The organism is Dyella dinghuensis (genome assembly GCF_003977615.1).
Lineage (GTDB): Bacteria > Pseudomonadota > Gammaproteobacteria > Xanthomonadales > Rhodanobacteraceae > Dyella_B > Dyella_B dinghuensis.
Window position 1 is genome coordinate 125,537 of sequence record NZ_RYZR01000001.1, and the last position, 13,717, is coordinate 139,253.

Genomic DNA, 13,717 nt, shown 5'->3' on the forward strand with positions numbered 1-13,717 from the left:
TTGATCACGTCATGGTCAGCCGAGCAATCGCGTGCGAGCACTACTACCCATACTTGCCATTATGCGGCGGCAGTGGCGAATGGCTTCTCCAATCGATCACCGACACCTTATTCAACGGTGCGAGCGTCGCTCAGATTCGGCGCAGCATGGCGGGATAATCCATTGCGCCGCAAGTGAGTAAAACGGTCGCTGAAATTGCCCGGTCCGGCGGGTATTGCGCTACAGTCTGAAGTCTATCCGTGACGGAAGCCGCGCTGTGAAAGTCGCGCATGTGCACAAGCTTGGCGGGCTGCTTCTCGCGTTGATCGTTGTGCTGATCATCGTCCGCATCGCGATGCCTTTCATGGTTCGCCATTATCTGAACGATCGTATCGAACACATGGGTCCGTATCACGGCTCCATGGAAGCCGTTCATCTGCAAATCTGGCGCGGTAGCTACGCCATCGAGAATCTTCGTATCCAGAAGGACGGCGCGCCGCCGAGCGAACCCTTTCTGGTGGCGCCTCATACGGAGATCACGCTCAGCTACGGCGCGGCGTTTCATGGCCGTCTTCGCGGCAAAGCCGGTTTTTACGATCCGGTGGTGAATTTCATCGACGGCAAGACCGACAGCGAGCGGCAAACCGGCAAGGGCGTCAACTGGAGTGACGAACTCAATATTCTGATTCCCGCCGAGGTGGACGAAATCAACGTCCACAACGGCACCGTGACATTTCGGAATTTCGTTTCCAGCCCACGTGTCGATCTGAAGATGACCAACGTCAACAGCACCGTTACCAATCTCAGCAAGGCGCAACGCGAGAACGGATCGCGCGTCGCCACGCTGCACACTACCGCGATGGTTCTCGGGGATGCACCGCTGGAAACCAACGCCGACTTCGATCCCACCAATCGCTTTGGCGATTTCAGTTACCACATCCATGTCACGCGTATTCAACTCGTACGCGCGAACGATCTGGCACGCGCCTACACCGGTCTGGATTTCGCAGGCGGCACGGGCGATTTCACGATGGAGCTCAAAGCCAGAAACGGCGAGCTGGAAGGTTATGCGGAGCCGGTGTTCAAGGATCTGCAACTTTTCAGCTGGAAGAAAGATGTGGAGCAGGAAAAAAAAGGCCCAGTGAAGCTGCTTTATGAAGCGGCCGCACAAGGTGTGGTCTCACTGTTGAAGGATCAGTCCACCGATCAGTTCGTTGCCCGGGTGCCGATCAGCGGACGTATCGACGACAGTGAGGCCGGAAAGCCGCAGGCTATTTTCAATGTGCTGCACACCTCTTTCGTGCAGGCCTATAAGGCACAGCTGGATCATCTGAAGCCCGCGCCGGACGATGCGGGCCACTGACTGCCGCGGTACCCTGGCTACGTCGAGATAGCGTGAAATCGGCGATACCTGTCGCCTCAAGCTTTGTCGCCCCGGAAACCTGGTTGTAACCTTGGACTCGGCGGGTTTTGGCCGCATATGGGTAGTTGCCGGCCGGTGCCATACCCGCCGGATCTACCTTTTTGAAGTGAGGAGGTTCCCATGGCGACGGGTTGGGCAGGCGATGGCGCCGTGCAGGACCAGATCGATGCCACGGTCAACGACGCGGTTCAGCGTGCGCGCCGCGAGCTGAAAAAGGGCCCGGGACTTACCCACTGCGAAGAGTGCGATGCCGTCATTCCCGCCGCACGCCGCAAAGCGGTGCCAGGCGTGCGGCTTTGTGTCGCCTGCCAGGAAGCGCAGGACGCTGAACGTTCCGCAAACCTCTATAACCGGCGCGGGAGTAAAGACAGTCAGCTACGCTAGCGATTGCCATGTATCGTATGCAGGATGAATAACGCGCGCGTGCAGCTGCGCAAAAGCGTCTCCACTTTTTATGCACGCGCAGGATGCGCAGATCGCATCGACCGATGTTCATTGAACCAAGCATTGTGCTTCAACATTTCGAAGACAGAGCTGTACTTGGTTAGAGAGTAGGCTCTGTTCGTCCCCACTCGAAAAAGGAGCCGCCCATGGAAGTCAGCTTCAAAAATTGGGGTGATGCAGTGACATTTCTTTCGCAGCGCACCGACGTCGCGCTGGAAGGTCTGATGGCGCTGAGTGCTCAACAGATGGTCGATCAACAAGTGATCGCCGCACTTCTCGCATCCCACTCGCATTTGCGGGCCGCTGCCGATACCTGGCGGCTCATGGCCTCCGCGACGTTGCCGATCTCCCACGTACGCAGCTTGCAGGACGACCAACCCGAATCGGTCCGAGAAGCCTATTCGGAGCGCGTGGCATATTGGGAGGGTGTGTTCCGCAAGGCCATGCCCGAAAACGAAAGCTGAGCGTGCGCGATCAAGGCATGTCCACCGTGCCTGCGCGGCGATTATTTGTGGCAAAACGCGGATGATGGGCAGCGAGGGGATGCGCAAGACGCGCGTGCATGTAACCATAGACGGCGTTTGAACATCGCCTTCCACATCACCCATTCGTTTTTTGCCGGGCAACGATGATGCAACATTCTCTTCGACGCGTGCTCGCGTCTATCGCGTTGATACTTGTCGCGCACGTTTCGTATGCGCAGGCGCCGCAAACGGTCCAGCTGCAGAACCTCACCTGGACGGAAATACGCGATCAGGTTCGCGCCGGCAAGACCACCATCATCATTCCCATCGGCGGTACCGAACAAAGCGGACCCTACGTTGCCGTCGGCAAACACAATGTGCGCGCGGAATATCTTTCCGAGAAGATTGCACAGAAGCTTGGCAATGCGCTCGTTGCGCCGGTGGTCTCGTATGTACCCGAAGGTGGCTACGCGCCACCAAGTTCGCACATGCGTTTTCCGGGCACCATTACCATTCCCGACGATGTGTTCGAAAAGATGCTCGAGTCTGCTGCCAATAGCTTTGCCGTGCACGGTTTCAGGAACATCGTTTTCCTGGGCGATCACGGCGGCTACCAGAATGATCTGAAGCAGGTAGTGGCACACCTCAACAAGACCTGGTCTGGCACGAACGCGCACGCTTTCCTCCCGCCGGAGTACTACCAGACCTCGTCGGATGGCTACGCGCAGATCCTTCGCGAGCATGGCATCCGCGACGATGAAATCGGTACCCATGCCGGGTTGGCGGATACGTCGCTGCAACTGGCGGTGGCGCCCCAGATGGTCCGGCTGAGCGCGCTGCAAACCGCGCCAAAACTCGGCGCCAACGATGGTGTCTATGGTGGCGACCCGCATCGTTCGTCGGCCCAACTGGGTGAGCTGGGCGTGGATGCTATAGTTTCGCGCACGGTCGATGCCATCCGGAAAGACACCACGGGGCGATAGCGTCGTCCCGGTTTATTCGGCCTACGTTACCTAGTCTCTGATACAGGAATTTGCTGTGAAATGTGATCGATTTGGGCGTCTTGCATCGTTTGCTGGCGCTGTCCTGGCAAGCCTTTGTGTGACCGGCGTTGCGCTGGCGCAAACGGTGACCACCGTTCCGGGGATGCCTCCGGTGTCCAATCCCAACAACATGTATAGCGACGCGGGATTGAATAACTTCAGCCCGAACGTGGCGGGCGCCTTGCAGCGCATCTACGTGCCGAACCTGCGTTCGAACGATATATACGTGATCGATCCGACGACATTCAAAGTCGTCGACCGGTTTCCGGTAGGCCGCAGTCCGCAGCACGTCGTGCCGTCGTGGGATCTCAAGACGCTTTGGGTGACCAACAATGCCGAAGGCCACAACGACGGCAGCCTCACGCCGATCGATCCGCTGACCGGCAAGCCGGGCAAGGAAGTGATGGTCGACGATCCGTACAACATGTACTTCACGCCCAACGGCAAAGAAGCCATCGTTGTCGCCGAAGCCCATGCGCGCCTGGACTTTCGTGATGCGCACACCATGGCACTGAAGATGAGCTTGCAGGTGCCCGAGTGCAAAGGCATCAATCACGCGGATTTCTCGATCGACGGCAAGTACGCGATCTTCACCTGCGAATTTGGCGGCAAAGTTGCCAAGATCGACATGGTCAACCAGAAGGTGGTCGGCTACATCGAACTGCATAAAGGCGGCATGCCGCAGGACATCCGCGTCTCACCCGATGGCAAGGTGTTCTACGTGGCCGACATGATGGCCAACGGCGTGTATCTGATCGATGGCGACAGCTTCAAGCAGATCGGTTTCCTCAAGACCGGCATCGGTACGCACGGTATGTATCCGAGCCGCGACGCGACCAAGCTTTACGTCGCCAATCGCGGTTCCAACAAAGTGCACGGTCCGGCACATGGCCCGGGTAGCGTGTCAGTCATCGACTTCGCCACGCGCAAGGTCGTTGCCAACTGGCCGATTCCCGGCGGCGGCAGCCCGGACATGGGCAACGTCACCGCCGACGGCAAGTACCTGTGGCTGTCCGGCCGCTTCGATGACGTCGTCTATGCGTTCGACACCACCACCGGTGCGGTGAAGATCATCAAGGTCGGCATGGAACCGCACGGTTTGGCCGTATGGCCGCAACCGGGTCGTTACTCGCTGGGCCACACCGGCATCATGCGTTGATTGCCCCTCAGTCGGCGATGAATCCAACTTTTGCGTGGCTTCCATCGCAAAAAGGTTTGTTCTGACTATGTCCGCATCGGCACAAAAACGCGTTGGTCATGCGCGTGACCATGCGTCCCGTTCCACTGGTGATTTCCAGATTGCCGCATACTTTCAATGGACCGTTGGTTTGCGGATCGATCTGCAGCGGACCATCGCGTGTAGCCAGTGTTTCGGGTGACGTGGACGTTGCTGGTTCGCCGGTGGCATCGAAGTGGATGTCGTGGTGCGAGCCATCGCAGAACGGTTTGTTCTTCGATGCCCCGCAACGGCACAGCGTGGCGCGATAACCGGCAAAGCTGCCGTTGATACGCAGGTCGCCGCGAAATGCATAAGGGCCGGCTTCGCGTGTCGCGGCAAGATTCACCGGCGGTGCGGTTTCATCGGGACGTCCGTCTTTGCGCCTGTAACGAATCGCGCCAGAGGGGCAGGCGTGGGCGATGTCGACGAGCCGCTCCACATCCATGGTGTCCGGATAAAGCCACGCACCTTTGACGTTGGCCAGAAAGACTGTCGGTGCACCCGTGACGCAGAATCGCGCGTGGATGCATCGCTTCCCTTCATACAGCAACGTCAGCTTTTCTCCTTCGACCTGTTCAACACCATCCTGCACGGATGTCGCTGGCACATCCTTCGGCGCGGGTGGCGCGGCCGTTGCTGGTGCCGCGGCAGCAGCGGCATACGGCGGCGGACGAGAGAGATCGAAGCCTTGCTCGGCGCGTTGTTGCAGCTTCGCCAAAACGGATGCAGCTTGCGCGGTGCGCGGATCATTCGGATCTCGCGTGCGTTCAGCGGCTTCAGCCAATTGCTTGAAACGTTCGCAGAAGAAGCGACGCGCAGAAGGGCCTGGCGGCAACGCGGATGCATCGCGCACGGTAATAAAGGACATGCCCGCGTGACAGTTCGGATTCGACGGACCTGCCGGCAATCGCGCGGCGCGTTCGGCCAGCGGCACGATGGCGTGCATCAATCCAATGGAGAGATCCAGCGCCAGCGCTTTGTCCGGATCGTGCGACGGCACGGCATAAACGTACGCAAGCAAGCGTTGCATCAACCCATACGAAGCATTGGCGAGATCGACGGTCGCGATCGCGCGAGGATCTTCCAGCCACACGCGGCCTTCCGGTCGTGGGGGTTTGCGCAACACGGGATTGGTCGCTGCAGGGAAAGCAGGGGCAAACGTCGGATCGGCAGCGAGGATGGCCTGGTATTCGGCGCGTATGCTTTCGAATTTGTGGTAGTGCGAGTCCAGGGTGTTTTCCTGCGCACCTTCACCTTGTCGCACGATGGCATCGAAGGCGGCGAGCGCGGTCTTGACGCAAATCACGCGCTTGGCACCTGTCAAGGCCACATCGGTTTCGCACAGTTGCAGCGAAGGGTCGCCGCACATGGTCGCCGATTCGCCAAACACCTCCGCCAAGCGGGTCAGTCCCCAACTCAGCCGCTCATAAAACACACCGACGGTGTCGTAGTCCTTGCCCATCGGCGTCAAATGGATGCCAGCCGTGCTGCGTGTGAAATAACGCTCCGGCGCAAATCCTTCGCCATCAGGCTCCTTCGAATCCGTCGGACGCTCCAGATAGATGAAGTGTTGCAGTGTCTCCATGTTGAAGGGGGCAAGCTTCACCACCATGCCTGCCGGCAGATAGCCGGGATCAAGCGGGAAGTTGGATCGCCCGACGCGTGGCGCGCCACCGATGGCCACAGTGATATTCCACACCGCCAACAGGTGGCCCATCTCTTCGGTGGCCACTTCCAGAATAAGACGGCGCCAACGTTTTACGGCTTCAAGCTGTTCCGCCGTGAGACCTTCGTCTACCGAACATTTGAGCGAGAACGCTGCGTACAGATACGTACACATCAAACAATGTTCGAGCTCCGCCGCTTCATATAACGCGTGCAGCGCTATCTCGCGGGTGGGAGGCGGTGCGATCGATACGGGTTGATCCATGGCTGGCTCCATGACTGGAGTGGCGGCAACAAAACACGTTACACCCTTCTGGCAGGAACGCGAATAGGCCGCTATGCCATGTCACACACCCTGCGACGAATGCCTTTCGCGCAGGGCGTGTCTCTCACATGGTTAGACGAACATGCCGCCCGATGCTTCGATGCGCTGGGCGTTGATCCAGCCGCTGTCCTTGGCAAGCAGCGAGGCCACCACGCCGCCAATATCATCCGGCAGTCCGACGCGGCCCAACGCTGTCTGCGAGGCGACGAAGGCGTTGACGTCGGCGTTGTCGCGAACGACACCGCCGCCGAAATCCGTTTCGATGGCGCCAGGAGCCAGCGTATTGACCGCGATGCGGCGCGAACCCAGTTCCTTTGCCTGGTAGCGCGTGAGTACCTCGATGGCGCCCTTCATCGCCGCGTACGCCGCGTAGCCCGGCAGCGCGAAACGAGCGAGGCCGCTGGAGATATTCAGGATGCGGCCGCCATCGTTGATCAGCGGAAGCAGGGTTTGGGTGAGGAAGAAGGCGCCCTTGAAGTGGACGTTCACCAATTCGTCGAATTGCGCTTCCGTTGTTTCGGCGAAGCTGGCGTGAACGCCGATGCCGGCGTTATTGATCAGGTAATCGAAACGATCGCGCTGCCAATGTTCCTTCAACACCGCACGCAACTGATCGGCAAACGCCTTGAAGGTGGATGACTTGCCGACATCCAGCGGCAACGCGACAGCGCGCCGCCCAAGCTTCTGAATGGCCGCCACGACCGCTTCCGCCTCGGCTTGGTTGGAGCGATAGGTCAGCACCACATCGGTACCGCTCTCGGCCAGTTTCACGGCCATGCTTTTGCCCAGGCCGCGGTTGCCGCCGGTGATCAGGGCGATGGGGGTTTGCGTACTCATACGGTCATCTCCGGGTAGGGGTGAAACCAACGGGATAAGCATATTGATCTGTACAGACGGCATAAATGTCGCGATCATGAGCGCTGTGTTCGGAAAACATGAACAATCTGGCGGCGCTGATCGATACGCGGAGCGGCTATGAATCGCATCGAAGCCATGCATATCTTTGTTCGAGTGGCCGAGCTGGCCAGCTTCACCAAGGCCGCCGATCACTTGGGGCTGCCCAAGGCAAGCGTCTCCACGGCCGTGCAACAGTTGGAAGCACAATTAGGCACGCAGCTGCTGCATCGAACCACGCGCAAAGTACAGATGACGCAAGACGGCCAGCGCTTTTACGAGCGCGCCAAGAGCTTACTCGCCGACATGGATGAGCTTGGTGCCATGTTTCAGCATGCGCCGCAGTCCTTGCGTGGACGTTTGCGCGTCGATATGAACAGCAGCATCGCACGGCATCAGGTGATTCCGCGATTGCCCGAATTCATGCGCGAGCACCCGCAGATCGAAGTGGAATTGAGCTGCTCCGATCGGCGCGTCGATGTTGTCGGTGAAGGTTTCGATTGCGTGGTACGCGTGGGAACGCTCGAAGATTCCAGTCTTGTCGCACGACCGTTGGGGACGCTGCGCATCGTCAACTGCGCGAGTCCTGCATACATCGAGCGGCACGGCGCGCCGCTCGAGCTCTGCGATCTGGCCAACCATCACATGATCCACTACGTATCGACGCTGGGTCAGCGGCCGCCGGGCTTTGAGTATCTGGAAGGTTCAACCTGCCGATACGAGCCGATGCGCGGCGTATTTACCGTCAACAGCATTGACGCGTATGAAGCGGGTTGCCTGGCCGGGTTGGGCATTATCCAGTCGCCATGCACAGGCATGCGGAAATGGCTCCAGCAAGGTGCGCTGGTGGAAGTGCTGCCTCAGTATCACGCCGAACCGATGACGGTGTCGCTGATTTATGCGCAGCGCCGCAATATTTCCGTGCGCGTGCAGACATTCATGGATTGGCTGGCGCACGTCATCGTGCCGTATCTCGATGAGGTTTGACGAATGAGCCGGGTGCAAGCAGCGATCACGCCCGGCTTTTGCTTATCGTCCGGCGGGCATTACTTCACTTCGAGCTGCCCTGGCCCTTCTTGCTCGCTTCATACGTCTGAAGCTGGCTGATGGTGTCCTGATTGATCTGCTGGATCTGCGGCATGATGTTGGCGATATACGTCTTCATTTGCATCATGCTTTGCTGCATGACTAGCGGCAATTTTTCGATCACCGCCTGTCCGGTCGTCGACTTGTAAAACGCGATCATGTCGTTGACTTCTTTTTGGGTAAACGTAGTGCGATAAACATTCATGTACATGGGCGATATCTTGTCCCATGACAATTCGCGCAGAATCACGCCGTGAACTTTGTCAAGCTGGCTGTCGAGGATTTTTTGTTCCTGGGCATCCAATGTGCGGCCATTCAAAGCCTGCTGAACGGCGCTGCGGCCGAGCGCATCGCTCTGCCCAATGATCGTGTCCACGATTTTATGCGCCTGCATCACATCAAGCAGTTCACGCACCGACGCATCGCTGGGCGGTTGATCGGCGAAGGCAAAAGTTGGGCTCAACGAAAAAAGACAAAGCAGGACGCTCGCTGTCCATACACGCATGATGTGCACCTCAGATAATGTGATTCCCCAGCCATCGGTTCAGCTTTGGCTGCGATGGTCGTCACAGTAGATCATTACAAGGTCGTCATCTCAATCGCCGGATGCCAGCGCGACGGCAAAAGAACCGGAAATGTCATGGAGGGCGTCTACCTTAAGCGAGGTCCTGCGCGATCGCAAAAACCTGTCGTTGATCGAATCGCGACATCGAACATGACGTAATGACAGCCCCGATGCCCAAACCAGAAGGTGACACTGTATGTCTGCAACCGGCGCGAGTCCGCTCTCGGCGATCAACCACATTGTCGTTTTAATGCTGGAGAACCGATCGTTCGATCACATGCTTGGTTTTCTTTATACGAGCGCCGGCAATGTGTCTCCGGCAGGGCAGGCGTACGAAGGATTGACAGGTAAGGAATCCAATCCAGGCGTGAGCGGCTCGGCGCCGGTCACGGTGTACAAAATACAAGGCGGTACCACCAGCACGTATTTTATGCCGGGCGCGGACCCTGGCGAGGGATATTCCGCCACCAATTCTCAGCTGTTCGGCAGTACCACGGCGCCGACACCGCCGGTGGCTACGAATAACGGCTTTATCAGCGATTTCTCCTACACCCTCGGGTGGGAGTCGAAAGAAAAAGATTCGGTGCTGCCAGGCACCGTGGCAAACGACATCATGGGCATGCATACGACCGAAACGTTGCCGGTGTTGTCGGCCCTCGCGCAGGGTTTCGCGGTGTGCGATTACTGGTACGGGTCTGCGCCGACCGAAACACTGCCAAACCGCGCGTTCCTCCATTCCGCGACGTCGCAAGGGCACATGGATGACAAGACCAAAACATTCACGTCACCGACGATTTTTGCGTCGCTGACCAAGCAGAATGTCAGCTGGATGATCTGCGGCTACGATGCCGATCCGCTGACACGCATGACCTTCACCGATTTGACCAGTGCACCCGATGCCAACTTCGGCGAGTTCGCGGCTTTCCAGGCAGCCGCTGCGAACGGCACGCTTGCGTCTTACACCTTTCTCGAGCCGAGTTGGGGGTCGAAAGGTAATAGCCAGCATCCCAACTACGACGTCTCGCTTGGCGAGCAGCTGATCCACGATACGTACTACGCGTTGCGCAATGGCCCGTTGTGGAATCAGACGCTGTTGATTGTGCTTTACGACGAACACGGTGGCTGCTACGACCACGTTGCCCCGCCGTCGGGTGCGGTTCCGCCGGATAACTCCGCCGGGGAATATGGATTCGATTTCACTCGCTTCGGGCCACGTGTGCCGGCGTTGCTGATTTCGCCATTGATTCGTGCAGGAACGGTGTTTCGCGTGCCCGCAGGTTCCATGCCGCTCGATCACACATCCGTTCTGAAAACGATCGAGTTGCGCTGGAATGTGCCTTCCTTGACAGCACGCGACGCAGCTGCACCGGATGTGGGCGCGGTGCTGAGTCTTTCCACGCCGCGTACGGATGATCCCTTGGCTGGTGTGGTCGTGCCGACGTCGACCGGTACAAACCCATCTGCGAACAAGCCGTCGCATTTGCAGGAAGTGTATGCGGACCTCGTGTCGCGGTTACCTGTGCCCGATGCAGTGAACGGTACGTATCATTCGCTGCCCAAACTCGTCACCGGCGACGATTACGATCGATACATTCGTGATCGATTGACCGCGTGGAAAGCGAGCCGGCACGATTCGAAGTCGTGACGCTGCAGGCGTTACGACTTCGCCTTGAACGTCACGACGAGCACGTCACGATGCGCCGGCTCCGAGGGATCAAGCGGCGTGACAGCGGTCACGCCATGAAACACGCGAGGGTCGTGAATCAGTGCCGCATCGAGAGGGTGCGTCAGCGTGAAATCGCCCAGCGGCTTTCCGTCCGGCGTGTGGATGGTGGTCGTACCGCTTGCGATGTTGTGCCGGTCGATCAGCAAAACCAACACAAAATCGACGCCATCGCGATGGCTTCCTTCCGGCGTCGGTTCACCCGCGTTTTCGACGCTCGCTTCAATGCGGAATTGATGAACTTCCACATGCCAGTTCAGCGTCTGTGGTGCCAGCGAACTGAAGAAGCCGTTGCAGAACGCTAGTATCGTTTGCAGGCTGGCGCCGTTGGCAATGGCAGGTTCGACAGGTTCGAACCAGCGCTGGATATCGCCTTGCAGCGTGTTGTATTGCAATGACTGATAGTGCGGCTGGTGCGGTTCCAACTGCACGGTGCCCTGTGCGTTCGCCGAGAACGTCGCGTGGCGCCGGCGGCGAAATCGCCCCTTGGCCGCAAGATAGGAATCGGGGCCAAGCTGGTTCCAGCTATCGGCGAAGGCCTGCCAATCGGACAACGCTCCAACCGATTCAAACAGCGGCTGCATGGTCTGGGCCGTTACGAAACAGAAGCCCTCGCGCTGCATGGCATGAAGCAAAGGGGAAACCAGCGGTTCGGCGTGCTTTTGCATCGCTCAATTATACGAGCTATTGCGGGCATTCGTTGGCATGGAAAAGGGCGCCACGCGGGCGCCCTGAACTCGTGCACGTGCAGATCAAAACTGACCGAGTATGTTGATGCGTTCGATGCCTTGTGCCTTCGCATTCGCCAGGACGCGAGCCACCGTGTCGTAATCCACGCCATCCGCAGCGGCGATATCCAGTGCGGGCTGTTTGGGTAGTGCACCGGCGAGAGCAAGCTGCGTGACCAGTTGATTGTGATCGATCGGCGTGTCGTTCCAATACATCTGTCCGTCTTCATGGATGGCCAGATGAATCGGCGTTAGCGGGTCTGTCATTGCTTTGGACGAGGACTGCGGCAGATCCATTGCGGTCTTATGCGTAACGATCGGCGAGGTGATCATGAAAATGATCAGCAACACCAGCAAGACATCAACCAGCGGTGTGACGTTGATGCTAGCCATGACGTCATTGGAAACACGTGCAGAGAAAGCCATGATTCTTCCTCCCGGGCATGCGTGCGGTTGTCGATGTTGGTAGGCCCGGCAGATTGCGGGGAACCGGGCGGCTTCAGCTTACTGCGGGTTTTTATCGAAGGATAGATAGCTTGGTAAGCGGGGCCGCTAAAGCGACTTTGCAATCTCGTCGAAGTGATTGCACAGAGTCGAAATGTGCCCGTCGTGCGGATAGGTTACGAGCGTAGCCGTGGGCAATGTCGCCAAGGTATCTTTCACCAGGGCGAGCGGCACGTTGGCGTCCCTTGCACCATGAAAAACATGGAGCGGCGTGTGGATATCCTGCAGACGAATGTCGAGCTGTTGTGCATACATGCGCATGTCCCACACAACGCCTTTTTTGCCTTGGCGCAATGCTTCGCGCAAGGTGAAGCCATAGACTTCGTAGCGTCCCGCTACTTCGAAGGTGTCGTAATCCGGTGGCGGTAGATACCGCTTGAGCTGCGCGAGATCTTTGCCCGCACCTTTCGCCAGGTTATTGAGCATGACGCCGAGCAACATCGGCGACCGCTTGGTCAGAAACCAGGCTAGACGGTTTATCGCGGGCAGAGTGGCCAGGGAGGGATGATTATCCATGCGCCACGCACCCGAAACGATCACAGAGCTGCGCAGCCGCTGAGGGATCTGGCTGGCGCAAGCCGCGACGTAAGCGCCGCCGCCCGAAAACCCAAGCAGAGAGAATGTATCCAGCTTCAGAACTTCTGCGAGTGCCAGCACATCCACGGGCCAGTTGGAAAAGCCTCGATGTGGCTGAAAACTCGATCGGCCCATGCCTGGCCGGTCGGGCGCGATGATGCGCAGCCCATGCTGCGCGAAGACCTCATCGCCGATCAGCAACGGTTCCAGTCGCGATGACGGTGAGCCGTGAAAGTAAAAGACCGGGCGACCTTCTGGCGAACCGTATTCGGCATACGTCATGACCCTGCCATCGGCAAGTACGACATTGCCCTCGATCGCCATCGTTACCTCCCGTCGTCGGCTATGGATCCGCGTGTGCATTGTGCACGGTGCCGATCTCTCATAAACGGGCATCGGTCCCGTTTCTCTGCGTGTTGTCCCCATTTTGCAACAAATACACAGCAAAGAGGCCAGCGATATACCCGGTGTGTCTCGGGCACCTGCTGGCCTCTTTGTAGCTACTTTCGTGTGCTAATCGCTTCGTCAGGTCCCTGAAGAGGATGCAGCGGACGATGCACTTGCCGGTTTGGCGGTGTGCTTGTGCATGGCCGGGCGCGGATGCAGCGGACGGTTATGGAACAACGTATCGGCCGTCTGCTTCTGATCGGGGGTCAGCACGGCGTAGAGGTCGCTCCATGCCGATGCCAGCTTCTGCATCTGATCGGCATGCATCTGCGCGAGCTCCGCATAGGACTTCATGATGTCGTCGGCGTTCATCGTGGCCATCTTCTGTCTGCGGCCGCTCAAGGCATCGGACGTCTTCTGTGCGTTGTCGCGCATGGTCTGCGCATAGGCATCCCACTGCTTGGATTGCGCATCGGTAATGCTCAGCTGCGAATGCATCGTGGTGATTTGCTGTTCCACATTGTCCATGCGCCGCTGTGCATGCGATTTGGCGGCAGTGGACGACGAAGACATGGCGGATGTCGAAGATGCAGACACCGGCGCGGTTTGCGCCCACGCCACGCCAGTGAACATGGCAAGCGATATCAACGCGGGTACGGCAGCCTTACGAATGGGGTTTTTCATGGTGTGAA

Annotated in this window: 14 protein-coding genes; 7 read left to right on the plus strand and 7 right to left on the minus strand. The window is 58.4% G+C overall.

Annotation, left to right across the window (positions count from 1 at the left end; all coding sequences use genetic code 11):
* The first annotated feature begins 256 nt into the window (after nucleotides 1–256).
* The 5 genes from EKH79_RS00595 (at nucleotide 257) to EKH79_RS00615 (ending at nucleotide 4,512) form a co-directional block, all read left to right on the plus strand.
* Entirely contained in the window at nucleotides 257–1,342 is a 1,086-nt protein-coding gene (locus EKH79_RS00595; RefSeq protein ID WP_126671850.1) for a DUF748 domain-containing protein, read from the plus strand.
* A gap of 180 nt (nucleotides 1,343–1,522) precedes the next feature.
* Entirely contained in the window at nucleotides 1,523–1,786 is a 264-nt protein-coding gene (locus EKH79_RS00600) for a DksA/TraR family C4-type zinc finger protein (protein WP_126671851.1), read from the plus strand.
* A gap of 206 nt (nucleotides 1,787–1,992) precedes the next feature.
* Nucleotides 1,993–2,310: a hypothetical protein gene (locus EKH79_RS00605; protein WP_126671852.1), complete on the plus strand. Its 318-nt coding sequence runs from the start codon at nucleotides 1,993–1,995 to the stop codon at nucleotides 2,308–2,310.
* A gap of 167 nt (nucleotides 2,311–2,477) precedes the next feature.
* Nucleotides 2,478–3,293: a creatininase family protein gene (locus EKH79_RS00610; protein ID WP_126671853.1), complete on the plus strand. Its 816-nt coding sequence runs from the start codon at nucleotides 2,478–2,480 to the stop codon at nucleotides 3,291–3,293.
* A 55-nt stretch (nucleotides 3,294–3,348) separates the two neighbouring features.
* Nucleotides 3,349–4,512, plus strand: coding sequence for a YncE family protein (locus tag EKH79_RS00615; RefSeq protein WP_233590104.1), 1,164 nt, complete (start codon nucleotides 3,349–3,351; stop codon nucleotides 4,510–4,512).
* Nucleotides 4,513–4,519: 7 nt separating this feature from the next.
* Here the strand turns inward: EKH79_RS00615 and EKH79_RS00620 are convergent, their stop codons facing one another.
* Together EKH79_RS00620 and EKH79_RS00625 are read right to left on the minus strand one after the other, a co-directional pair.
* Nucleotides 4,520–6,502: a ferritin-like domain-containing protein gene (locus EKH79_RS00620; RefSeq protein ID WP_158621161.1), complete on the minus strand. Its 1,983-nt coding sequence runs from the start codon at nucleotides 6,500–6,502 to the stop codon at nucleotides 4,520–4,522.
* A 132-nt stretch (nucleotides 6,503–6,634) separates the two neighbouring features.
* Complete coding sequence (locus EKH79_RS00625) at nucleotides 6,635–7,399, minus strand: SDR family NAD(P)-dependent oxidoreductase (RefSeq protein ID WP_126671855.1); 765 nt, start codon at nucleotides 7,397–7,399, stop codon at nucleotides 6,635–6,637.
* A gap of 138 nt (nucleotides 7,400–7,537) precedes the next feature.
* Between EKH79_RS00625 and EKH79_RS00630 the strand changes: the two genes are divergently transcribed.
* Nucleotides 7,538–8,443 (plus strand): LysR family transcriptional regulator, encoded by a 906-nt coding sequence (locus EKH79_RS00630; protein WP_126671856.1) that lies wholly within the window; start codon nucleotides 7,538–7,540, stop codon nucleotides 8,441–8,443.
* Nucleotides 8,444–8,507: 64 nt separating this feature from the next.
* Here EKH79_RS00630 and EKH79_RS00635 read toward each other — a convergent pair whose 3' ends face one another.
* Nucleotides 8,508–9,047 carry a DUF2059 domain-containing protein gene (locus EKH79_RS00635; protein ID WP_126671857.1) on the minus strand — a complete coding sequence of 180 codons (540 nt, stop codon included), beginning with the start codon at nucleotides 9,045–9,047 and terminating at the stop codon, nucleotides 8,508–8,510.
* 256 nt (nucleotides 9,048–9,303) lie between these two features.
* Between EKH79_RS00635 and EKH79_RS00640 the strand changes: the two genes are divergently transcribed.
* Nucleotides 9,304–10,752 (plus strand): alkaline phosphatase family protein, encoded by a 1,449-nt coding sequence (locus EKH79_RS00640; protein ID WP_126671858.1) that lies wholly within the window; start codon nucleotides 9,304–9,306, stop codon nucleotides 10,750–10,752.
* A gap of 11 nt (nucleotides 10,753–10,763) precedes the next feature.
* Here EKH79_RS00640 and EKH79_RS00645 read toward each other — a convergent pair whose 3' ends face one another.
* From EKH79_RS00645 to EKH79_RS00660, 4 genes are all read right to left on the minus strand, one after another.
* Nucleotides 10,764–11,498 carry a 2OG-Fe dioxygenase family protein gene (locus tag EKH79_RS00645; RefSeq protein WP_199754065.1) on the minus strand — a complete coding sequence of 245 codons (735 nt, stop codon included), beginning with the start codon at nucleotides 11,496–11,498 and terminating at the stop codon, nucleotides 10,764–10,766.
* An 84-nt stretch (nucleotides 11,499–11,582) separates the two neighbouring features.
* Nucleotides 11,583–11,984 carry an ExbD/TolR family protein gene (locus tag EKH79_RS00650; RefSeq protein ID WP_126671859.1) on the minus strand — a complete coding sequence of 134 codons (402 nt, stop codon included), beginning with the start codon at nucleotides 11,982–11,984 and terminating at the stop codon, nucleotides 11,583–11,585.
* Between the two features lie 126 nt (nucleotides 11,985–12,110).
* A complete protein-coding gene (locus tag EKH79_RS00655; protein WP_158621162.1) occupies nucleotides 12,111–12,962 on the minus strand; it encodes an alpha/beta fold hydrolase in 852 nt (283 codons plus the stop codon).
* Nucleotides 12,963–13,163: 201 nt separating this feature from the next.
* Nucleotides 13,164–13,709, minus strand: coding sequence for a Spy/CpxP family protein refolding chaperone (locus EKH79_RS00660; protein WP_126671861.1), 546 nt, complete (start codon nucleotides 13,707–13,709; stop codon nucleotides 13,164–13,166).
* Nucleotides 13,710–13,717: the final 8 nt, after the last annotated feature.